This window comes from Actinomycetospora endophytica (assembly GCF_021026375.1).
GTDB lineage: Bacteria > Actinomycetota > Actinomycetes > Mycobacteriales > Pseudonocardiaceae > Actinomycetospora > Actinomycetospora endophytica.
In genome coordinates this window covers 54,644-75,931 of the sequence record NZ_JAJNDB010000003.1, presented here as the reverse complement: position 1 = coordinate 75,931, position 21,288 = coordinate 54,644, and the positions used below count along the sequence as shown (strand labels likewise).

Sequence of the window (21,288 nt, the reverse complement as noted above, 5' to 3'; positions counted from 1 at the left end):
GGTCTAGCACCTATGGTCGGAGCCGTGCCTGCCCTGTCCGCGGAGTCCTCGGTGCTGCTCGTCGTCGACCTGCAGGAACGGCTGATGCCCGCGATCAGCGGGGCGCCCGCGGTGCTCGAGAACGCCGGTCGGCTGATCCGGGCGGCGACGCGCCTCGACGTCGCGATCACGACCACCGAGCAGGACCCGGACAAGCTCGGCGCCACCGTCGAGCCGGTCGCGGCCCTGCTGCCCACACCCGCCGTCGCGAAGTCGTCCTTCGCCGCCGGGCTGTCCTTCCCGACGACGACCGTGGTCGTCTGCGGGTGCGAGGCCCACGTCTGCGTGCTGCAGACCGTGCTGGCGCTGCGCGCCTCGGGTCACGACGTGGCCGTGGTCGCCGATGCGGTCGGGAGCCGGTCGCCGGACAACCGGGACGCCGCGCTCGCGCGGATGCGGGCGCACGGCGTCGACGTGGTGACGACGGAGATGGTCGTCTTCGAGTGGCTCGGCTCCAGCCGGAACCCGGCGTTCCGCGAGGTGCAGAAGCTGATCAAGTGAGGGCTACTGGGTGGCCCAGTAGTGGTAGGAGCGGTAGTCCGGGTACGGCGCGAGGAACGGCTGCAGCGGACCGGTGCTGACCGTGAGGTCGGGGCCCGTGACATCCGACGCGGGGATGTCGAACCGGGTCTGGGTCCAGGCGTCCGCGTTGCTCCCCTCGCCCGGGTTGAGCGTCCAACGACCCACCGGGGCACCGCCCGCGGTCACCGCGACCTCCTGACCGGCGAGCGTGGTGGTCCCCGACGAGCTCGAGGTACCGGTCGCGGCGGAGGTGGTGGACGGCTTCGCCCCGGTACCCGGCCCGGCGTCGGCGGGCGGGTCCTCGCCGTCGGCGCGGGGCGTGACCCGGGCGGTCAGCGTGACGGGCCGTCCGGGCGTGAGGTGGTGGAGGGTGAACGTCTCGCCGCCGACGATGTGCCGACTGCTGTCGACGACGGTGCGGGCGCCGGGCAGCTCACGGCGGGTGACGTCACTGGTGGGCTGCAGGCCGGGCAACGGCAGGTCGGCGTGCCAGCCGTGCGCCGCCTCGTCGTCGAGGTCGCCGACGTTCACCGCGTCGCGCAGCGTCCCACCCAGCGGCCGGTCGGGGCGGTCGCCGCTCCCGACGAGCGACCAGTCGGCCCGCCACACGCTGACCTGTTTGCACGAGCGATCGGTCTGACATGGTGGCGGGGCGAGGCCGAGCACCGGCCGGGCGGGCGACTTGAGATAGAAGGTGGTCAGCGGATCGGTGCCGAGGACGCCACTGCGCTTGAGGTCCTGCACGTCGACGCCGGGCCAGTCGTCGTAGATCGAGAAGATGGTCGGCCGGGCGGCGGCGGGGAGGTGGCCGAGGCGCTCGTAGAGGGTCCCCGGGCCGTTGTTCGCCGCGGTCGCCATGCCGTCGGTCGCCAGGCCCACCAGGTCGAAGGTGCGCAGCCCGCTGAAGTAGGCGACCGCGCCGACGTCGTTCACCGCGACCGTGGACCCGGCGGGCACGTGCCCGCGCAGCCAGTTCCCGATGGAGACCGGCGCCTCCCGGATGGTGCTCGCCTGCTGGGCCAGCCGGAGAGCCCAGGTCGGGGTGTAGACGACGGTGGCGATCAGCGCGACCGCGAGCAGGCCGTGGAAGGCCAGCCGTCGCCGGCGGATCTCGTGACTGTCGGGCCCGTCGGAGGTCGAGGCGGGCCGGGCCGGCAGCAGGGCGTCGACCCCGACGACCGCCAGCAGCAGGATCAGGGGGAGGAACGGCTGGACGTAGCGGAGGTTCTGCCACATCGCGGTGACCAGCGTCGACACCGAGAGGATCACCAGGCCGATCCCGACGGCGAGGACGACGCCGAGGGTGCGCCACCCCCGGGCGGGCCCGACCATCAGGGCGGCGAGGCCGAGCAGCGCCACGATCCCGGCCGCCGGCGGGAGGACGTCCTGGGCGCCCGCGAGGCCGGAGAGGGTGGCCGCGAGGTCCTGGACGTTGCGCATCGTGTGGTCGAGCACCTCGGGCAGCGGCAGCCCGGCGCCCTGGTGCAGCCACGACTTCGACTGCACGCCGTTGGCCTGCGCGCTGCCCGTCGCCGACCGGTAGAACGCGAACTGGGCCGCGCCCGCCAGCAGGGGCAGCAGCGTGATCACCGCCCGGCCCGACCAGCGCGCCCAGCCGTCCCACTCCGGGGGCAGCCAGCGCGGCGCGCGGGCGTGGCGGACCAGCGTCCAGAGCATGCCCGCACACACGGCCGCGGCGACGATGAGGCCCTCGGGCCGGGTGAGGGCCAGCAGGACACCGAGCGCCGGCGTCACCACGAAACGCACCCGGGGCGCCTCGACGACGAAGCCGAGGACCGTGGCGATCAGCAGCAGCGCCATCAGGCCGACTTCCATGCCGCTGGTGGCGCCCCAGAGCAGGGTCCCGTTGAGAGCGGTGAGCAGCCCGGCCCAGATCCCGACCCGGCGCCCGGCCACCCGGGTCCCGAGCACCACGACGAGCCCGCAGGTCACGGCCACGCAGACCGCGCCGAACAGCACGGCCGCGGCCAGCAGCGTCGAACCCTGCACGCCGAGGGCGGCGACACCGCCCATGACGACGACGTAGAGCAGGCTCGAGGCCCCGGTGCTGACCGGGTCGCCCGGGTTGTAGGCGAACCAGTTCCCCGCGCCGATCTCCCGGGCGTACTGCAGGTGGATGTAGACGTCGTCGAGCGGGGCGATCAGCCGGCCGTCGTTGTAGGCGAGGCTCACCGCCACGAACGCCGCCGAGCACAGCAGTGACAGCAGGGCCACCAGGCCCACGACGGGATCGAGGCGGCCGCGCGGCCGCAGCCGCTCCTGCCACCGCGACCGCCACGGGGACGCGTCGACGGGCTCGGCGTCCCCGCCCCGCGGCTCGACGCTCTCCTGCTCCGCGACGGAGCCCCCCGGCCCTGCTCGCATGCTGGCCCCCCGGCCGTCGTGACCGCGGTCCCCGACGATCGGGGGAGGCCTATGTCACGAATTGGTCACGGAGAACTGTACGAGGGGGCTGTGCGCGCGCTGTGCGGGGGCTGGGAGAAACGTGTCCCGCGCGAGCCGGAGCCGACCCCCGAGTCAGCTCCGGCCCGCTGCCCGACGCCCCCCGAGGCGCCCGGCACACGGGTCTGTACCCCGTGACGAGGATCGACCTCGCCGGGAAACCACCAGGATTTCGATCAGGGCGTCCAGGTCCGCAGCCAGATCGTCTGCGGCGCGCGCCGGAGCTCGGCGAGCACCTCCTCCGGGACCGGAGCATCGGTGTCGACGACGACGTAGCCGTGGTCGCCCCGGGTGGACAGCGCCTGCGCGAGCACGTTGACACCTCCGTCGTGCAGCTGCTGGTTGATGCGGGCGAGGACACCCGGCTTGTTCGTGTGCAGGTAGGCCAGCCGGAACGCGTCGGGCGCCAGCGGCGTCGCGACCTCGGGCAGGTTCACCGACAGCGCGGTGCCGCCGGTCGCGACGAAGGAGAGCAGCTTGGTGGAGACGAAGCCGCCGATCTCCTCCTGGGCCTCCTGGGTCGACCCGCCGACGTGCGGCGTGAGGATGACGTTGTCAAGGCCGCGTAGCGGGGACTCGAAGGTGTCGCCCTGGGCCTTCGGCTCGATCGGGAAGACGTCGATCGCGGCGCCGGCGATGTGGCCCGAGAGGATGTTCTCGCGCAGCGCCTCGTCGTCGATGACCATCCCGCGCGAGGCGTTGATGAAGATCGAACGGTCCTTCATCAGCGCGAACTGTTCGGCGCCGAACAGTCCGGCGTTCCCGGGCCGGCCGTCGACGTGGAGGGTGACGACGTCGGCCTCGGCCAGGAGCTCCTCGAGCGAGTCGACCTTGCGGGCGTTGCCGTGGGCCAGGCGGTCCGCGGTGTCGTAGAAGATCACCCGGAGCCCGACCGCCTCCGCCATGTTCGAGAGCTGGGTGCCGATGTTCCCGTACCCGACGATGCCGAGGGTCCGGCCGCGGAACTCGTGGCTGCCCCGGGCCGACTTGTCCCAGATGCCCTCGTGCATCCGCTGGGTCTTCTCCGGCAGCCGCCGGACCAGCGCGATGATCTCGCCGAGCACCAGCTCGACGACGCTGCGGGTGTTCGAGAACGGCGCGTTGAAGACCGCGACGCCGCGCTCGGCCGCCGCGGTCAGGTCCACCTGGTTGGTGCCGATGCAGAAGCACCCGACCGCCAGGAGCTCCTTCCCGGCATCGAGGACCTCGGCGGTGATCTTGGTGTTGGAGCGGATCCCGAGCACGGAGACGCCGGACAGGGCGTCGGCCAGCTCGTCGGCCGAGAGCGACCCCGGGCGCTCGTCGACCTCGAGTCCGGCGCGCCGGAACGCGTCCGCGGCGGTCGGGTGGATGCTCTCCAGCAGAAGGACCTTCACACGGCGAGCCTACTGTCGACGAGGGGTGCCTGTGCCGCCGTCGACCGGGGAACCCGGTATCGGTGCAGGTCAGACCGCCTATGACCGGGGCCACCCTGTGTTCCGGGGAGATCTGTGTCGCGGGAGGGAACGGACATGACGACGCCCGGACCGGCACCACACCTGGTGCTCGCCGTGGGCACCCGAGCCCGGACGGTGGCCGAGGAACTGCGTCGTGACAGTGACCGGTACCGCGCCCTGGACGCGGCCGACGACGCCGGCCCGGTCCTCGACGAGGAGCTCGCCCGCCTGTCGACCGGGTGGCGGGTCCTGGCGGTCGGGCTCGAGCGGGACGTGCTGATCGTGGCTCGGGCGGCGCTGGCCCGGGGCGCGCTGGACGAGGAGATCACGGTGCTCGCGGTGGACCAGCACGACGGGGACGGCACCCGCCGCCTGCGACGGGTGCACTGCGGCCACTGCCACCACCAGGCGGATCTCGACGCCGCCGTCGGGGACGTGCTCCCGTGTCCCGGCTGCGGCGAACCGCTCAGCGTCACCGACCACCGCTCCCGGATCCACGGCGCCTCCCTCGGCGTCCCGACGGTGCCCTGATGCTGGATCTCCGTGTCGCCGCGATCGCGACGCCGTGCCCGAGCGTGCGCTCCGTGACCCTGGTCGGCGACGGCGACGCGCCCCTGCCGTCGTTCCCGCCGGGGGCGCACCTGGGGATCGAGTGGCGGCCGGGCCGGGTGAATCCGTACTCGCTGACCGGGCCGGGTCGCGCACCGGAGACGTACGAGATCAGCGTGGCGCGGCGTCCCGACGGTGCCGGCGGGTCCCGTCGGGTGCACGATCTGGTGGCCGGCGACCGCGTCCGGGCGGTGCCGCCGCGCTCGTCGTTCCCGCCCGTGGAGACGGCCGCGCACCACGTGCTCGTCGCCGGCGGGATCGGCGTGACCCCGGTGCTCGCCCATGCCCGGTGGCACGCGTTCTGGGGGAACCCGTTCGAGGTCCTGCTGGTGCAGCGGCCCGGGACGACGCCGCACGCGACCGACCTGCGCGACGCCGCGGGTGACCGGCTGAGGACCGCGACCGACCGGGACGGGCTGCACGCGCTGCTCGACCCGACGCTGCGCGCGGCACCGTTCAACAGCCACGTCTACACCTGCGGGCCGCCCGGGCTCATCGCCGACGTCGCGGCCGCCGCCCGCCGCGCCCACTGGGTCGACGCCCGCATCCACGCGGAGCCGTTCGTGCACGCCGTCGAGGCGGGCGAGGCGTTCACCGCGGTACTGCGTCGCTCGGGTCGCGAGGTCGGGGTCGGCGCGGACGAGTCGCTGCTCGACGCCCTGCACCGGGCCGGGGTCGAGGCGCCCCACCTGTGCCGGCAGGGGGTCTGCGGGGAGTGCGTCACGGGCCTCCTCGCCGGTCGCGTCGATCATCGGGACACCGTGCTGTCCGACGCCGGACGATCGGGCCGGATCGCGCTCTGCGTCTCCCGCGCGGCCGCGGGCGAGACCCTGGAGCTGGAGCTGTGACCCTCCCGGACGACGTCGCCGGCTATCCGTTCCCGCTGCCGTACGACACCTACCGGGTCAGCGCGAACGTCGAGCAGGCCGGGGTGGAGCGGCCCACCGAGGCGGGCTCGTGGGGTCGGGACATGCTGCACGTCGGCCCGGACCACGACGCCGTCGTGAGACTGCGCTCGGAGATCCTTCATCGCGAGCCGCGCCGGTTCGTCGCCGCGCCGCACGCACGGGCCGCCTCCTGGGACGCGATGCTGTGGCTGCTCGAGCGGATGGCCCGGGAGCGCCCGACGGAGGCGTCCCTGGAGCGCGACGGCGACCGGTACCGCTGGTACAACCACCGCCTCGGCGTCACCCGGGAGTTCACCTTCGGCGACGACACCTCGCTGCCCGTGCACCCGGTGACGTTCGCGGGCCGGCAGGTCGAGGAGGACGTCGTCGTCCTCGGCGCCCGCGAGGGGGAGCTCCGGCTCGACGCCGGGATGGTCGTGTTCGCGTCCGTCTGGTCGATCGGGTTCGACGCCGGGATGAGCTTCGCCGAGCTGCACGGTCCCGTGCCGGGCGACGAGGCCCGGCGGGTCTTCGAACGGGCCGAGCGCTTCCTGCTGGGGCTGCACCCGGGCGACGCCTACCGGCGGCTGAACTGGGGCCTGCAGCTCGACGCCCGCCCCGACCTCTCGCTCGACACGTTCCCGACCTGGGGCCCGCGTCGGGCGGCCCTCGACGTCGTCGACCCGGGCCGGGAGGTACACCTGCGCACCGAGGTGCAGCACCTGATCCGGCTGCCGCTGACGGGGAGCGTGCTCTTCCTGATCGGGATCCGGCCGCTCCCCCTGGAGCGGGTCGCCCTCGTGCCGGCGTGGGCGGCCCGGCTCCGTTCGGTCCTCGAGACCCTCGACCCGGACACCTCGGACTACAAGGACCTCGCCCGGCTCGGCTCGCTCGCCGCCACGTGGTTACGGGATCAGGCGCCGACGTAGGCCGCGAGGTGCTCGCCGGTGAGGGTGGAGCGGGCGGCGACGAGCTCGGCCGGCGCGCCCTCGAAGACGACCCGCCCGCCGTCGTGACCGGCACCCGGCCCCAGGTCGACGATCCAGTCCGCGTGCGCCATGACCGCCTGGTGGTGCTCGATCACGATCACCGACTTCCCGGCGTCGACGAGGCGGTCGAGCAGGCCGAGCAGCTGCTCGACGTCGGCGAGGTGCAGGCCCGTCGTCGGCTCGTCGAGCACGTAGACCCCGGCCTTCTCGGTCAGGTGGGTGGCCAGCTTGAGCCGCTGCCGCTCGCCGCCGGACAGCGTGGTGAGCGGCTGCCCGAGGCGGAGGTATCCGAGACCGACGTCGGCGAGGCGGCCGAGGATGGTGTGCGCCGCCGGAGTCTTCGCGTCGCCGGAGCCGAAGAACTCCCGCGCCTGTGCCACCGACATCGCCAGCACCTCGCTGATGTCCCGGCCGCCGAAGGTGTACTCCAGCACGTCCGCCGAGAACCGCTTCCCGCCGCACACCTCGCAGGTGGTGGCGACGCCGGCCATGATCGCGAGGTCGGTGTAGATGACGCCCGCGCCGTTGCAGTTCGGGCAGGCGCCCTCGGAGTTCGCGCTGAACAGGGCGGGCTTGACGCCGTTGGCCTTGGCGAAGGCCTTGCGGATCGGGTCGAGCAGCCCGGTGTACGTGGCCGGGTTGCTGCGCCGCGAGCCGCGGATCGGGGTCTGGTCGACCGCGACGACGCCGTCCCGCCCGGACACCGACCCGTGGATCAGGGAGCTCTTGCCCGAGCCCGCCACCCCGGTCACCGCGACCAGCACGCCGAGCGGGATGTCGACGTCGACGCCGCGCAGGTTGTGGGCGTCGGCGCCGCGGATCTCGAGGGCTCCCGACGGCGTCCGCACCGACTCCTTGAGCGACGCGCGGTCGTCGAGGTGGCGCCCGGTGATCGTCCCGCCGGCCCGCAGCCCCTCGACGGTGCCCTCGAAGCAGATCGTGCCGCCGTCGCTGCCCGCGCCGGGCCCGAGGTCGACGACGTGGTCGGCGATCGCGATCGTCTCCGGCTTGTGCTCGACGACGAGCACCGTGTTGCCCTTGTCGCGCAGGCGCAGCAGCAGGTCGTTCATGCGTGCGATGTCGTGGGGGTGCAGCCCGATCGTCGGCTCGTCGAAGACGTAGGTGACGTCGGTGAGCGAGGAGCCGAGGTGCCCGACCATCTTGACCCGCTGCGCCTCACCACCGGAGAGCGTCCCCGCGGGCCGCTCGAGCGAGAGGTAGCCCAGGCCGATCTCGACGAACGAGTCGAGGGTGTCCCGCAGCGTCTCGAGCAGCGGGGCGACGCCCGCCGTCGTCGGGCCGGACCCGTCGTCGAGAGCCCGCACCCAGTCCGCCAGGTCGCTGATCTGCATCGACGAGGCGTCCGCGATGCTGATCCCGCGGATCCTCGAGGAACGGGCGGCCTCGGTGAGCCGCGTGCCGTCGCACTCCGGGCAGGTGGCGAATACGACCGCGCGGTCCACGAACGCCCGGATGTGCGGCTGCATCGAGTCGACGTCCTTGGCGAGCATCGACTTCTGAATCCTCGGGATCAGACCCTCGTAGGTGAGGTTGATGCCCTCGACCTTGATCTTGGTCGCCTCGCGGTACAGGAGATCGTTCAGCTCGCGCTTGGTGTAGGACTTGATCGGCTTGTCCGGGTCGAAATAGCCGCTGCCCTTGAAGATGCGGCCGAACCAGCCGTCCATGCTGTAGCCGGGGATCGTCAGGGCGCCCTCGGCGAGCGACTTCTCCTCGTCGTAGAGAGCGGTCAGGTCGAAGTCGGAGACCGACCCGCGCCCCTCGCAGCGCGGGCACATGCCGCCGGTGATGCTGAACTCGCGGCGCTCCTTGACCGCGCGCCCGCCCTTCTCGAAGGTCACCGCGCCCGCACCGCTGATCGACGCCACGTTGAACGAGAACGCCTGCGGCGAACCGATGTGCGGATCGCCGAGCCGGCTGAACAGGATGCGCAGCATCGCCCCGGCGTCGGTGGCCGTCCCGACGGTGGAGCGCGGATCCCCGCCCATCCGCTCCTGCCCGACGATGATCGCGGTGGTCAAGCCGTCGAGAACGTCGACGTCGGGGCGGGCCAGCGTCGGCATGAACCCCTGCACGAAGGTGCTGTAGGTCTCGTTGATCAGCCGCTGCGACTCGGCGGCGATCGTCGAGAACACCAGCGAGCTCTTGCCCGAGCCGGAGACACCGGTGAACACCGTGAGGCGGCGCTTCGGGAGGTCGACGCTGACGTCGGCGAGGTTGTTCTCGCGTGCGCCGAGCACGCGGATCAGATCGTGCCCGTCCGCCGCGTGCTGCGTCCGGGCGGTGTCCGTCCGCGTGGCGGTGCTCATCTGCGTCTCCGTCCTCGATCCCGACTCCTCGCCACGACCAGTATGTCGAGATCCCCGACAGCGACGCGGCCGCGATCACGCTAGAGGCGGACGGCCCGGCCGTGCTTCTCCGATCCTGACCGGTTGGGTCCGTCCACCGGGCCGGCACGATCTTGACGGGACCGGACACCTCGGACAGTCTTTAATCTGGATTAGAGACGGCTCGACGACGGGTGGGTGCGCGTGAGCGGGGTCAACGGATCGGCGGCGAGGGCGCTCTCGGTCGTCCGGGTGCTGATCGGCCTGAGCACGTGGGTCGCGCCGGTGCGGGCGTCACGGGTGTTCGGGCTGGACGTGAGCACGGAGGCCAGCGCTCCGCTGTGGCTGCGCCTCGGTGGGACGCGCGACGTGGCGCTCGCGACGTTGCCGCACGCCGGCGACGACGACGCCCGGCGGCGCGGGCTGCGGACCGGCCAGGCGTGCGACGGTGCCGACCTGCTCGCGGTGCTCCTCGCCTGGCGGGCCGGTCGGATGCCCGCGGGATCCGCGGCGATCTTCGGGGCCGCGTCGACCGCATGCCTCGTCCTCGGCTCGGTCGCCCTCGACGACCACGCCCACCTCGGAGGTCGGTGAGATGTCGTGGTCACCCGGAGCGGGGCCGGAGGCGGCACGGCGACGGGCCGGGTTCACGGCCGCCGTCGTCGTCCTCCTGGGTTTCCACGTGTGGCACGCGTTCTTCCAGGGCGGCGGGGGCTGGCGGACGAGGCACGACGGGCTGGTCGGCGCGATCCTCAAGTTCTTCACGCTGTCCTTCGGGGACCCGGTGCTCAGCGCGGGCCTGTCCGACTTCGGCGCGGTGGCGGGCGTGCTCGGCTTCTGGATGTACTCCGACATCCCGGCCGAGCAGCGCCACCGCCCCCGCACCTTCGTCTGGCTCGCCGTCTTCACCCTGTTCCCGGGGCTCGGGGCGCTGCTCTACCCGCTGTGGATCCACCCCGGGCACCGCCTCGCGACGGGCGAGCCCGCCTCCTAGACGTCGCCCTGCGCGAGGTTGTCGCGCAGGGTGCCGCCGGTGTAGTCCTCCGGGAACAGCTTCCGGCGCTGCAGCTCGGGGACGACCTGGTCGACGAAGTCGTCGAAGGTCCCCGGGCTCTGCGCGCACGACAGGATGAAGCCGTCCGCCTCGCCGCCGGTGAAGCTCGCCTCGATCTCGTCGGCCACGTCGGACGCCGTCCCGACGAACTGCGGCAGCAGCACGCCCTGGGCGTAGAGCTTCCCGACCTCGCGCAGGGTCAGGTTGTCCCGGTCGCTGAGCCGCTTCGCGACGTCGAAGAGGCCCTGGCTGCCCGCGACCTCCACCTGCTCGACCGGGGTGTCGAGGTCGTAGGCGGAGAAGTCGTGGTCGGTGTGCACCGAGAGCGTGATCAGGCCGGAGATCGGGTCGGCCAGCTCGTTGTGGAAGGCCTGCTTCTCGCGCGCGATCGAGGCGGTCTCCCCGACGAACGGGATGAACGACGGGAAGATCTTGACGTCGTCGGGGTTGCGGCCGGCGTTCGAGGCCCGGCTCTTGACGTCGTCGTAGTAGGCCCGCCGGCCCTCGGGCGTGGGGTCGATCTCGAAGATCACCTCGGCCCACCGGGCGGCGAAGTCCTTGCCCTTGCCGGAGGAACCGGCCTGCATGAGCACCGGCCGTCCCTGGGGTGAGCGCGGCGTGGGCAGCGGCCCGCGGGTCTTGTAGAAGCGTCCCTCGTGGTCGACGCGGTGCACCTTGTCCGGGTCCGCGAAGAGGCCGCCGACCTTGTCGCCGACTAGTGCCCCGGGCTCCCAGCTCTCCCAGAGGGCGACCGCGGCCTCGACGAGCTCCTGCGCCCGGTCGTAGCGCAGGTCGTGGTCCAGCGCCTTCTCCAGGCCGAAGTTGCGCGCCTCGGCGCTGCTCAGCGAGGTGACGATGTTCCAGGCGGCCAGGCCGCCGCTGAGGTGGTCGAGGCTCGCGAAGATCCTCGCCACCTCGAAGGGGTGGAAGTACGTCGTGCTCTTGGTGATCGCGACGCCGAGGTCCCGGGTGACGGCGGCGATGCTCGCCGTCACGAGGGACGGATCGATCGTGGCGCTGGCCTGCGTCCCCCGCCGCAGCGCCTCGTCCTCGTCGTCGCCGAAATTGGTCGGCACCGCGAGGAGGTCGGCGAAGAAGACGAAGTCGAACCGGCCGCGCTCCAGGGTGCGGCCGACGCGGTGCCAGTACTCGGGGCGGAGGAAGTCGAGGTCGGAGCCGGGGTGGCGCCAGGCCGCGTGGGAGTGCGGGACGTGCGAGGCGATCTCGAATCCGCCGAGGTGGAGCTGCCGGGGCATCAGGGGTCTCCTGGTCGTCGAAAGGCCCCGCCCCGCCGTCACACTCGATGACCGAGGCGCTGCGGGGCGAACCGGCGCCGAGCGGCGCGGTCGGGGGAGGAGTTCAGGAACGGACGAGCGGAACGGTGGGTCAGGCCCGACAGCCGTCGCTGGCCGTGCGCAGGAGGTCGACGTGGCGCCGCCGCACCGCGAGGAACATCCGGTCCGCCTCCTGCTCACCCCCCGCGACCGTCCGGACGCGGGATCTCGATCAGACTAGGGACCTCGACGGCCCCGTCGTCAATCCGACGGGCGCGACTGTGATCGACACCGCCGGGCGGCGTCGTGCTCAGTCCCGGTGCTGGGCGATGTTGAAGACGTTGCCGTCCGGGGCCCGGACGAAGAACCGCCGCACGCCCCACGGTTCGGTGGTGAGCGGGTGGACGATCTGGTAGCCGCGCTCGCGGGCCTCGTCGTAGGCGGCCTCGACGTCGTCGACCCTGATCGTGGCGACCGAGTCCTCCGGGGCGGTGGCGTCGCGGGTGACGAGCTGGACGTTCGCGTCGCCGTCCGGGGAGCTGAACCGGGTCACCCAGTCCATGTTGATGCTCTCGTCGCTCAACCCGAGGTAGCCGGCGTAGAAGCTCCGGGCCTCCGCGATGTCGGGCACGCGGAGGTTGGTGTAGACGGTGGTGACGCGCACGGGTCCTCCCCGGTGTGTCGGCTGGTGGCGCCGCCTCAGGCCGCGGCTCTCGGCTCGTAGCGCATCGCCACCGCGCCCGACCCGAGCTCCTCACGGCCCACCAGCTTCAGGTCGACGAATCGGGACAGGCCCGCGAACGGCGTGGGCCCGTGACCGGCCAGCCGGGGATGCACGACGAATTCGTACTCGTCGATCAGTCCCAGCTCGGCCAGTGCGAGCGGAAGCATGACGCCTCCCACGAAGAGCGTCCTCCTCGATTCCTTGAGCGCCCGGACAGTGCTCTCCAGGTCGTCCCCGCGCACCAGCTCCGCGTTCCAGTCGACCCGCTCGAGCGTGCTCGACACGACGTACTTCTCGGCCGCATCGATCGTCCGGGCGAAAGGATCCGTCGATCCGGGTGGCTCCTCCGGGTCGGCCGGCTGCCGCCACGCTTGTTCCATCATCTGGTAGGTCACGCGGCCGAACAGCAGGGCATCGGCCCGGGCGAGGTTCTCGGCCGCGTTGCGGTGCAGTTCCTCGTCCGCGGGAATCGCGCGGTGGTCGCAGCAACCGTCCAGCGTCACGTTGATCGAATACCGGAGGGAGCCCACGGCGTGAGGTTACCGCCGGGCGGGCGATGCGCGGTGGCGCACGAGCGCGAGCACCATGACCACGCCGACGATCACCAGCAGGGTGATCTGCACGGGACCCGCGTAGCGCTCGACGAGCTCCCACCGCGCACCCAGCACGTACCCGGCCCCGACGAACAGGGAGTTCCAGGCCGCGCTGCCCAGCACCGTGAGCACGAGGAACTGCAGGAACGGCATGCGCCGCTGCCCCGCGGGAATCGAGATCAGGCTGCGGACGATCGGCACCATCCGCCCCAGCAGAACCGCCGCACGACCGTGCCGGTCGAACCACGACTCGGCGAGATCGACCTCGCGGTCGGTGATCAGCGGGATTCTCGTGATCCAGCGCCGCACGGTGGCGGGTGTGGCGAGCATGCCGACGAGATAGAGGACGACAGCACCCGTCGTCGTGCCGATCGTGGTCCAGACGACGGCGGCCGCGACGCTGAACTCCCCGCGGGCGGCCGCGAACCCCGCCAGCGGCAGGACGACCTCGGAGGGGATCAGCGAGACGTTCTCGACGGCGAGCACGGCCCCGGCTCCCGGCGCCCCCAGCATCGACATCACGGAGTCGAGCCATCCGACGACTCCCCCGTCGGCGGGCGCGGCGGACGTGACGAGAGCATGCATCGAGATCGTGACTCCCGGTGTCCTGGGCTCGTACCCGTCTCCCCCGGGACGGTTCAGGACGGCTACCGACCGGTCAATGCACGTCGCCCGCCGTTACGTTTCCGGCCCACCGGCGGACGCCGTCGCGCGACCCCCCGTCGACCCGCAGCCGTTGTGTGCGGCGCGGAGAGAGGAGACGATCAGGTGGTGGTCGTGGTCGCCATCACGTTCGGGATCGTGTTCCTCGCCGAACTGGCGGACACCAGCGCCATCGCGACACTCGTGCTGGCCACCAAGTTCCCCGCCCGTTGGGTGCTGATCGGCGTCTTCGCCGGCATGGCCGTGCACGTCGTGGTGGCCGTGATCGCCGGGCGCCTCGTCGCGCTGCTCCCGGAACGGCCTCTCGAGGCGGTCCTCGCGGTGATCTTCATCGTCGGCGCGTTCCTGCTGTGGCGGGAAGCGAACGAGGACGACGACGATGACGAGTCGGAGGCCCGCACTTCCTCCGGCACCCGCTGGGGAGTGATCACGACGGCGTTCCTCGTGACCGCCCTCTCCGAGTTCGCCGACCCGTCCGAACTCGTGATCGCCACCCTCGCCGCGCGGTACGACAGCCCCGTCGCGGTCGGGATCAGCGCCCTGCTCGCCCTGTGGGTGGTGTCCGTGCTCGCGGTGTACGGCGGAACCCGGATCCAGCGCTGGGTGCCGGTGCGGTGGGTGACCATCGCGGCGGCCGCGATCATGGTGGTCCTCGGGGTGATCAGCGCGATCGAGGCCATCCGCGGCTGACGCCCATCCTCCCGTTCACCGATTCCGGAACACCGGTACCGCCCGAAGAGGGCAAATCGCCGCTTAGACACATGTCGGTGTCCATGTCAACGGTTGATACCTCGGGTGGCGCCGATCACGCTCTTGGGCGCGATCCGTTCGGCGGCAGCGTGGCGAAGGGGGCGGCCGTGATCCCGATCATCGAGTTCGTGCTGGGTATCGCGGTCCTGGTCTACAGCGCCGAGAAACTCATCGCGCACCTCGTCGGAGTCGCGAGTCGGTGGGCGATCTCGCTCTTCCTGGTCGCCGTGGTGTTCACCGGGATCGAGTTCGACGACCTCGCCTACGGGATCGTGCTGAACATCGACGACCTCAAGTCGGCCGCACTGGGCACCGTCATCGGGACGACGGTGGCCATGACCGGCATCGTGCTCGCCCTCGCCGCACTCATCGCACCGTGCGAGTTCGAGGTGCCGAAGTCCTATCTGGTGCTGTTCGTGGCCTCGCCGATCGTCATGTACGCCTTCGCCGCCACCGGGGCGCTGACGCTGGTCACCGGCGTCATCCTGTGCCTGCTGTTCGTGGCGTTCGTCGGCTGGATCGCCTACTGCGAGAAGGCCGGCCGACGCCCGATCTGGCGCAACGAGGAGTTCTACGAGCAGCTCGAGACCGTCGGAGCCGGAGTCGGTGGTGGCGCCGGGACCGCGACCCTCGTGGCCGGCGGCGATGATGCCGCTCCCGGAGGCGGGAACGGGGGAGGTGCGGGGCCGGGCGTCGGCGGCGGTCCAGGCGGCGGCGGTCCAGGCGGCAGCGGTCCAGGCGGCAGCGGCTCGGGCGGCTTCGACCTCCCGCCCGACCTGCGGGTCGACCAGGCATTCCTCCGCGCCCGCCAGCACTCGCCCTGGGCCGCTCTCGGCTGGGCGGTCGTCGCGCTGATCGGCCTGGTCATCGGCGCGATCGTGGCCGGTCAGGGCACCGATGGCATCCTCAACACGTTCGACATCGACGGCACCGTCTTCGGGGTCACCATCGCGACCCTCGCGCTCTCCCTCGAGGACATCTTCCTCACCGTCGAGCCCCAGCGCCGCGGTGCACCCGAGATCGGCATCGCCAACGTGCTCGGCAGCGTCGTGTTCTCGGTGACGGGGAAGCTCGGCATCGTCCTGCTCATCGGCGGGGCGATCACCGTCGACGCCGACGTCCTGCGCTGGCACCTCCCGGTGCTCATCGTCATGACGGCGCTGTCGGCGATCTTCCTGGCGACCGGGCGGCTGCGACGGTGGCACGGCGCGGTCCTGCTCGGGCTCTACGTCATCTACTTCGTCGTCAGCCTGGTGGCCTTCAGCGGCGTCCCGGTCGACACCAGCTAGATCGTGCGCCAGCCGATGACGGCGACCTACAGTCGGCCACGTGCGGGCGCTGCGGAGGTGGAAGGCGGGGCTCGCGGTCGCCGTGGTCGCGTTCACCGTCGGGTCGATCCGCCTCGTCGCGGCCGGCAGCACGAACTGGCTCACCTGGGTCTGCTTCGTCATCGCGGCCGTCTACGCGTTCGCGGCGCTGATCGGACGCCGCCTGATCTTTCCCGAGCGCCCCGAGGACTGGCTGGGCCGTCTCGAACGAGCACCGACGATCGCCGGTCTGCTCCACCGGCACCACGCGCAATCCATGGGGCCGGCGGCCCATCCGAACACCTCCGTGGCCCGGCAGATCAGGACCATCCAACAAGGGAGCGATGACATGGTGACCAGGAATCGGATCGCGAACGCACTCGCGACCATTGCGGCCATCGTCGGAATGGTCCTCGTGGTCACCGGAGCCGGCACGAAGGGCGGCGGCGACAATGACGACAATGCGCCCAGCGCTCCGGCACCACCGAGCCAGACGGCTCCGGCCGTCCCCGGGCAGGGCCAACCGGGGGTACCCGCGGCGACCAACCCGGCACCGCAGCAGCAGACCCAGGCGCCCGCGCCGACCAAGAAGGACAACGACGGGGACGACGACGACAACTGAGCGGTCGCGAATCGCTCGCAGGAGGCGGCCTCATCGAACTGGGGGGGGGTGGACGGGGGGCGCCCTGCCTACGCCGGGCGGGCGCACGCTCCGGGTCCTGCGGCCGTGCTGGTGTCGAGCGGTCCGAGGGTCTGCTCGTGGGCCGGGCAGCGCACCACGGTCTCCACTCGGTGGCCGCAGTCGGCGTGGTGGACCTCCCAGGCGACTCCGGCCTCGTCGGCGAGGTGGCGATCGCCCCACTCCATGAGCGAGGTCAGCACCGGGAGGAGGTCCAGTCCTCGCTCGGTGAGCCGGTACTGGTGGCGGGTGCGTTGCCCTGCGGCGCGGTACGCGCTGCGCTCCAGCACGCCGGCCTCGACCAGGCTCCGGAGTCGGCGGCTGAGGACCGACTCGGAGATCGCCAGGTGCCCGGCCAGGTCGTCGAAGCGGCGGACACCGTTGAAGGTCTCGCGCAGGATCAGCAGTGACCAGCGATCCCCGATGACGTCGAGTGCGCGCTGCACCGAGCAGTTCCCGGTGTCGAGGTCCAGCCAGCTCATCTCTCTCAGAGTAGGGATTGCGGCACTCTCCGTGCATCCCTAACTTTCTTCGCAGCAGTCAGTGGCACATGGCCCAGCGAAGGAGCCCACGATCCCCATGACCGGAGCGACCGCCTCGACGTCGATCACCGTCACCGCCAGCCCGGAGGAGGTCTACGGCCTGGTCAGCGACCTCCCGCGAATGGGCGAGTGGAGCCCGGAGAACACCGGCGGCCGCTGGGTCGGGCGACGGCGCGGTCCGGCCGTCGGAGCGCGGTTCGTCGGCACCAACAAGGGGGCACGTCGCTGGTGGCCGACCACCACCCTCGTCACCGACGCGACACCGGGCCGTCGGTTCGCCTTCGAGACCCGCCTGGGCCCGGTCATGGCCGCGGAGTGGGTCTACGACATCGCTCCCGTCGAGGACGGCGGATGCTCGGTGACCGAGACCTGGACCGACCACCGCCCGGGTGCCCTCGTCGCCGTCGGCAAGCTCGTCACCGGCGTCGACGACCGGGTCGCCTTCACCCACAGCATGCTCGAGACGACCTTGCAACGGCTCAAGGCGACAGCCGAGAACGGCCGGTGAGCTCGCCCGGGTCTCGTCGCGCACCGTCGGCGACCAGCTCTCCCCGGCAGGACGTCACGGCGTGGGAACGGGCATGGGGGCTGCTGCCGAGATCGTGGGCGGCCTCGCTGCTGCGTCTGGTCCTGGGCCTGTTCGGGGTCGTGCTGCCGCCGGCGTCGCGCTGGGACCCGGTCCTGCGCCGGCAGATCACCCGCAGCCTGGTCGTCGACATCACCACGGACGACGGAGTGGCACGGCGTTGGTCGTTCGACGGACCGGGACGACGGGCCCGCAGCACCACGGTCACGGCCGGCGCCCCGGACCACGCGCTGCGCTTCGCCACCAGCGGCCAGGCCCTCGCGACGCTGCTCTCCACCCGGACCGTCGATCGGGTCGTCGCCGGGGTCGTGACCCAACGGATGCGCATCGAGGGCAGCGCGTTCGTGGTGATCTGGTTCCACGGACTGACCCGCCGGATCGTGCGGATCGGTCGCCGACGCGGACCCCGCGTCCGTCCCCCGGGGGCCTACCTGAGCCCCGACCCGAGCCTCGACGGCGACGAGACGATCACGCGGGAGCCCGCGGTCACGGTGCTCGACCCGACCTGGACGGACGCCTGGCGGGCCCGCGCGAGGCTGTGGATGCCGCGCGGTGGCGCCGGCGAACCCATGCCCGAGCCGTAGAACGGAACGTCACCGGATGTCGACCCGCCCCGGCCCGCAGGCCGTGCCGCAGCCCGAGCTCAGCGACCGCGCCCTCGGCTGGCTGCGATTCGCCTGGGACAAGGCGACCACCCCGGACGACTGGAGCGACCAGGGCGAACCCCACCCGTGGTGGGACCGCTACGGCAGCCCGCCGATGTGCGTGTTCCCCCGCTTCGACCTCTCCGAGATGGCCTACACGCTGCCGATGCTCATGGAGTCGACCCCGGCCTGGCGGGAGGCCTACACCCGCATCGCCGACGAACTGATCTGGCGCTTCGTCAGCTTCTGGGGCGGCATCGACTGGAACACGCTCATCGGCCCGGACCCGAACGTCGACCGCTACAGCCCGGAATGGCTCTGCTGCGCCCCCGAACCACTACGCGGCGCCTACCCGCTGCCCGGCTGGACCGGCAACGGCGTCGAACCCTGGGGCCTGCAGCCCGACCCGGTCGGCGCCGACGGGAACCTGTTCTACCGGGCCTGGCTCAACCTCACCCTGGGCATCCGCCGCTACGTGGCCGGCGAAGCGACCGAGCACGACACGTTCCAGGTCACCGGATACCGGAACCGCCAGTTCCCCTGGACCCACGACCGCGTCGCCCGCCACCTGTCCAACCAGCTCGCGACCCGGCCGCAGGGCCCCCACTGCGAGAACACCAAGATCTGGCCCACCTGCGTCACCGCCGCCGGGCTCGGACTGCAGCTCTACGACAGCCTGCGCGGCACCGATCTGCACGCACCGTTCCCCGCCTGGGCCGAATACGCCCGCACCCACTACATGGGCCTCAAGCCCGACGGCGACCTCGACTGGTTCGCCTTCTACTACGACCCCGTCGAGGACAAGGTCGCCACCCTCCACGAGCCCTACAACGCGCTGATCTTCCTGCACGTCCTCCTGCCCCAGGAGCCGGCGTGGGCCACCCAGCTCTACGAGCTGTGCACCCGGGCGATCGGGTTCAGCGACCGCCGACACCCGGTCGTCCACCTGGCCAAGGACCCCCGCATGATCGTCACCGCGCTCGTGCTCGCCCGCGAGCTCGGCGACACCACCACCGAGGCCCGCCTGCGCGACGAGGTCGAGGAGCACTTCCAGCCACGGTTCTTCGGCGAGCACGACGACCGCTTCGGCTACTGGTTCGGCCTCGACGAGCCCTGGCCCCGCGGGCAGCTCAACGCCATCCTCGCCATGGCCGACGCCGCCCCACCCGGCGCCTGGAGTCGCGTGTTCGATCAGCCTCAGACCGATGTCCACGCCGAGCCGACGCTGCGCGACGTCGACTTCCCCCGCGTCGCGATCCGCCAGGCCCGCAATGACATGACCGCGCGCACCCTCGACGTCGTCACCGCCGTCTCCCGCCCCGAGCCACAGGCGACGACCGCGGTCACCGTCGACCGGCTCCCCGCGCCGTCGCTGGCGACCGTCGAACTCGACGACCGGCCCCACACCGCCTGGCGGGTGACCGGCTCCGACGCGATCGAGGTCGATCTCCCGGTGGACCATTGTCGACTTCGCGTGTGGTTCTGACCGATCGACGCTTCCCGCCCACCACCACCCGGCACCGGTCGACGATCGGAACACGGACGGGACGCCAGGATTCGAACCACCGCGAAGTGACTCAGGCCGTGTCGATGCGCACCACGGCCGGAGGCTCCCAGACGCCGTCGACGATCGACTGCTCGGGCCAGTAGGCACGCAGGTAGAGCGTGAACTCGTCGGCGGGTGCCGGGAGCCAGTTGGAGAGCTGCGCGGGGTCACTCGGGGCGTCACCGCCCGCGGTGAGAGTCAGCGAGCCGTCGGCCCCGACATGGAGGTGTTGGTTCTTGGTTCCGAGCGAGTAGCGGTCGAGCGGGTTCGGATGGAAGAAGTGGTGCTTGTTGTAGACGGTGAGCGACCAGAAGCCCCGAACCGGCGGGATGCGCTCCGCCGCGAAGTGCACGGAATAGGTATGCCTGCCGTCCAGCCGCTCACCCGCGGCGTCGAGATCGAGATAGTAATAGGTCGTCTCGTTCGCGGTATTGACGAAGATGTTGGACTTTCCGACCGCGGTGCGCATGAGATAGTCGGTCCCGAAGGCGGCGCCGGAGCGCTGAGTACTCCAGAAATGGCCGGCAGGGAGGCCATAGTGACGGAACTCGAAAAGCTCGTCCACCGTCGCATCGGCGTCCATGGCGGCCTGCTTCAGCACGGCAGCGATCTGCGGTTCTCGAGACGCTGCTTCCAGCACCGGGCGGAACCAGTCGTAGAGGGCTTCCTCGCCGGCCCGCGGAGGTACCTCCTCGAGCACCTCGCCCAGGACGTCGAAGAAAGTCGCCGGGTCCACCCACTGGGTCTCGGTCTCGCCGCCGGAGTCCGCTTCCTCGCCGAAGGAGGGGACGCCACCCCAGTCGACGGTCTTCATGGTCCCGTCGTAGTCCTCGAGTGGATAGACGGTGATCTGGTCGACCAGCGGACCCACGGCGACACGATCCGCTTCGGTGTCGTCCATGAAGACCCGGGGGATCACGACCGCAACCCGGGTGTCGTATCGGAAGACCTTGATGATTCCTTCGGGTACTTCACCTTCCCAGCCGGTCGGGGCGAGGAGGTAATGACCAGGGGGCGTCCCGTACATCTTGCCGAGCTCGACGAACGAGTCCGTACGCTGGTCGACGGCTTGATAGACCCAGAACCGGTCACCGAAGTCAGGCACCTGCACCACCGACGGGCCCCGCTGCGCGTCGAGGGCGCCGAAGCCGTAGACGACGTCCTGGTTGGGGCAGGCCACCAGGCGTTCCTCAGGTCGGATGTAGTCCCGGAGCATCCCGATGTGCCCAGGAGGCCCGGCGGGAACGATTCCGGACATGAGACATGGACCGGGCAACTGCTCCAGGAACACCCGGCGGTTGTGCATGTTCACGAGCGGCCAGCCCCACAGATACGCCACCCGACCGACCTCGGCCGCGTAGGACGGATGAATCCTCGGCCTGCCCAGATCGCCTGCCATCGTGATCAACATCCTCTGTATCGACGTCGCCGGACCGCTGTGGAGCCGTCCGTCATCGTCGTCAGTCGGCGCGACCGTCACCTCACCCAGCGCGGGTGACCTTGGTCGGGACACCGCGTCAGGAGTGAGCCCGGGGAGAGAGGGTGCCGAACGGTCAACCCGACCCGAGCGCGCCGCGCCGCGCCGTCCGCGGCGCGGACGGGCTACTGCTGGCCACCTACAGGCGCGGGTCCC

Annotated in this window: 21 protein-coding genes; 12 read left to right on the top strand and 9 right to left on the bottom strand. The window is 71.5% G+C overall.

Translation table 11 applies throughout. From position 1 onward, the window contains the following. The first annotated feature begins 24 nt into the window (after positions 1-24). Positions 25-540 (top strand): isochorismatase family protein, encoded by a 516-nt coding sequence (locus tag LQ327_RS15675; protein ID WP_230735279.1) that lies wholly within the window; start codon positions 25-27, stop codon positions 538-540. A 3-nt stretch (positions 541-543) separates the two neighbouring features. On the opposite strand, the gene LQ327_RS15670 is transcribed toward LQ327_RS15675, so the two are convergent. Together LQ327_RS15670 and serA are read right to left on the bottom strand one after the other, a co-directional pair. Beyond that, on the bottom strand, positions 544-2,946 hold the full coding sequence (locus LQ327_RS15670) for a DUF8728 domain-containing protein (RefSeq protein WP_230735277.1): 2,403 nt from the start codon (positions 2,944-2,946) through the stop codon (positions 544-546). A 254-nt stretch (positions 2,947-3,200) separates the two neighbouring features. Then, positions 3,201-4,400, bottom strand: a complete 1,200-nt coding sequence (gene serA, locus LQ327_RS15665; RefSeq protein ID WP_230735270.1) for a phosphoglycerate dehydrogenase — start codon at positions 4,398-4,400, stop codon at positions 3,201-3,203. Between the two features lie 135 nt (positions 4,401-4,535). Between serA and LQ327_RS15660 the strand changes: the two genes are divergently transcribed. From LQ327_RS15660 to LQ327_RS15650, 3 genes are read left to right on the top strand one after another with little or no spacing between them, the layout of a single operon-like run. Beyond that, positions 4,536-4,991 (top strand): dimethylamine monooxygenase subunit DmmA family protein, encoded by a 456-nt coding sequence (locus LQ327_RS15660; protein WP_230735269.1) that lies wholly within the window; start codon positions 4,536-4,538, stop codon positions 4,989-4,991. Then, positions 4,991-5,917 carry a PDR/VanB family oxidoreductase gene (locus LQ327_RS15655; RefSeq protein ID WP_230735266.1) on the top strand — a complete coding sequence of 309 codons (927 nt, stop codon included), beginning with the start codon at positions 4,991-4,993 and terminating at the stop codon, positions 5,915-5,917. Before LQ327_RS15660 ends, LQ327_RS15655 begins: the two co-directional genes overlap by 1 nt. Then, complete coding sequence (locus LQ327_RS15650) at positions 5,914-6,885, top strand: heme-dependent oxidative N-demethylase family protein (RefSeq protein ID WP_230735264.1); 972 nt, start codon at positions 5,914-5,916, stop codon at positions 6,883-6,885. The genes LQ327_RS15655 and LQ327_RS15650 overlap by 4 nt, the downstream gene beginning before the upstream one ends. Here LQ327_RS15650 and LQ327_RS15645 read toward each other — a convergent pair. Further along, positions 6,870-9,275, bottom strand: a complete 2,406-nt coding sequence (locus tag LQ327_RS15645) for an ATP-binding cassette domain-containing protein (protein ID WP_230735261.1) — start codon at positions 9,273-9,275, stop codon at positions 6,870-6,872. The genes LQ327_RS15650 and LQ327_RS15645 overlap by 16 nt on opposite strands. A gap of 222 nt (positions 9,276-9,497) precedes the next feature. On the opposite strand from LQ327_RS15645, the gene LQ327_RS15640 reads away from it, so the two are divergent. Further along, a complete protein-coding gene (locus LQ327_RS15640) occupies positions 9,498-9,887 on the top strand; it encodes a hypothetical protein (RefSeq protein ID WP_230735259.1) in 390 nt (129 codons plus the stop codon). 1 nt (position 9,888) lies between these two features. Further along, positions 9,889-10,287 carry a hypothetical protein gene (locus LQ327_RS15635; RefSeq protein ID WP_230735256.1) on the top strand — a complete coding sequence of 133 codons (399 nt, stop codon included), beginning with the start codon at positions 9,889-9,891 and terminating at the stop codon, positions 10,285-10,287. On the opposite strand, the gene LQ327_RS15630 is transcribed toward LQ327_RS15635, so the two are convergent. The 4 genes from LQ327_RS15630 to LQ327_RS15615 form a co-directional block, all read right to left on the bottom strand. After that, a complete protein-coding gene (locus LQ327_RS15630; protein WP_230735253.1) occupies positions 10,284-11,603 on the bottom strand; it encodes an LLM class flavin-dependent oxidoreductase in 1,320 nt (439 codons plus the stop codon). The genes LQ327_RS15635 and LQ327_RS15630 overlap by 4 nt on opposite strands. 328 nt (positions 11,604-11,931) lie before the next feature. Further along, on the bottom strand, positions 11,932-12,285 hold the full coding sequence (locus tag LQ327_RS15625; protein WP_230735250.1) for a VOC family protein: 354 nt from the start codon (positions 12,283-12,285) through the stop codon (positions 11,932-11,934). Between the two features lie 35 nt (positions 12,286-12,320). Next, complete coding sequence (locus LQ327_RS15620) at positions 12,321-12,875, bottom strand: dihydrofolate reductase family protein (RefSeq protein ID WP_230735247.1); 555 nt, start codon at positions 12,873-12,875, stop codon at positions 12,321-12,323. A gap of 9 nt (positions 12,876-12,884) precedes the next feature. After that, the gene (locus LQ327_RS15615; protein WP_230735246.1) at positions 12,885-13,523 is read right to left on the bottom strand and encodes a DedA family protein; all 639 of its coding nucleotides are present in this window, start codon (positions 13,521-13,523) and stop codon (positions 12,885-12,887) included. Positions 13,524-13,706: 183 nt separating this feature from the next. Here LQ327_RS15615 and LQ327_RS15610 point away from each other — a divergent pair, with 183 nt between their 5' ends. From LQ327_RS15610 to LQ327_RS15600, 3 genes are all read left to right on the top strand, one after another. After that, complete coding sequence (locus LQ327_RS15610; protein WP_230735243.1) at positions 13,707-14,291, top strand: TMEM165/GDT1 family protein; 585 nt, start codon at positions 13,707-13,709, stop codon at positions 14,289-14,291. Positions 14,292-14,458: 167 nt separating this feature from the next. Next, positions 14,459-15,640 (top strand): sodium:calcium antiporter, encoded by a 1,182-nt coding sequence (locus LQ327_RS15605; protein ID WP_230735241.1) that lies wholly within the window; start codon positions 14,459-14,461, stop codon positions 15,638-15,640. A 40-nt stretch (positions 15,641-15,680) separates the two neighbouring features. Next, positions 15,681-16,280: a hypothetical protein gene (locus tag LQ327_RS15600; protein ID WP_230735239.1), complete on the top strand. Its 600-nt coding sequence runs from the start codon at positions 15,681-15,683 to the stop codon at positions 16,278-16,280. Between the two features lie 68 nt (positions 16,281-16,348). Here LQ327_RS15600 and LQ327_RS15595 read toward each other — a convergent pair whose 3' ends face one another. Then, positions 16,349-16,819, bottom strand: a complete 471-nt coding sequence (locus tag LQ327_RS15595) for a winged helix-turn-helix transcriptional regulator (protein WP_230735237.1) — start codon at positions 16,817-16,819, stop codon at positions 16,349-16,351. A 97-nt stretch (positions 16,820-16,916) separates the two neighbouring features. Between LQ327_RS15595 and LQ327_RS15590 the strand changes: the two genes are divergently transcribed. Genes LQ327_RS15590 through LQ327_RS15580 form a run of 3 tightly spaced genes read left to right on the top strand, consistent with a single transcriptional unit; the run spans position 16,917 to position 19,595 of the window. After that, the gene (locus LQ327_RS15590) at positions 16,917-17,387 is read left to right on the top strand and encodes an SRPBCC family protein (RefSeq protein ID WP_230735234.1); all 471 of its coding nucleotides are present in this window, start codon (positions 16,917-16,919) and stop codon (positions 17,385-17,387) included. Next, the gene (locus tag LQ327_RS15585) at positions 17,384-18,049 is read left to right on the top strand and encodes a hypothetical protein (RefSeq protein ID WP_230735232.1); all 666 of its coding nucleotides are present in this window, start codon (positions 17,384-17,386) and stop codon (positions 18,047-18,049) included. The genes LQ327_RS15590 and LQ327_RS15585 overlap by 4 nt, the downstream gene beginning before the upstream one ends. A 16-nt stretch (positions 18,050-18,065) precedes the next feature. After that, a complete protein-coding gene (locus LQ327_RS15580) occupies positions 18,066-19,595 on the top strand; it encodes a linalool dehydratase/isomerase domain-containing protein (protein WP_230735229.1) in 1,530 nt (509 codons plus the stop codon). 91 nt (positions 19,596-19,686) lie between these two features. On the opposite strand, the gene LQ327_RS15575 is transcribed toward LQ327_RS15580, so the two are convergent. Then, positions 19,687-21,054: a DUF1214 domain-containing protein gene (locus tag LQ327_RS15575; RefSeq protein WP_230735226.1), complete on the bottom strand. Its 1,368-nt coding sequence runs from the start codon at positions 21,052-21,054 to the stop codon at positions 19,687-19,689. Positions 21,055-21,288 lie beyond the last annotated feature (234 nt).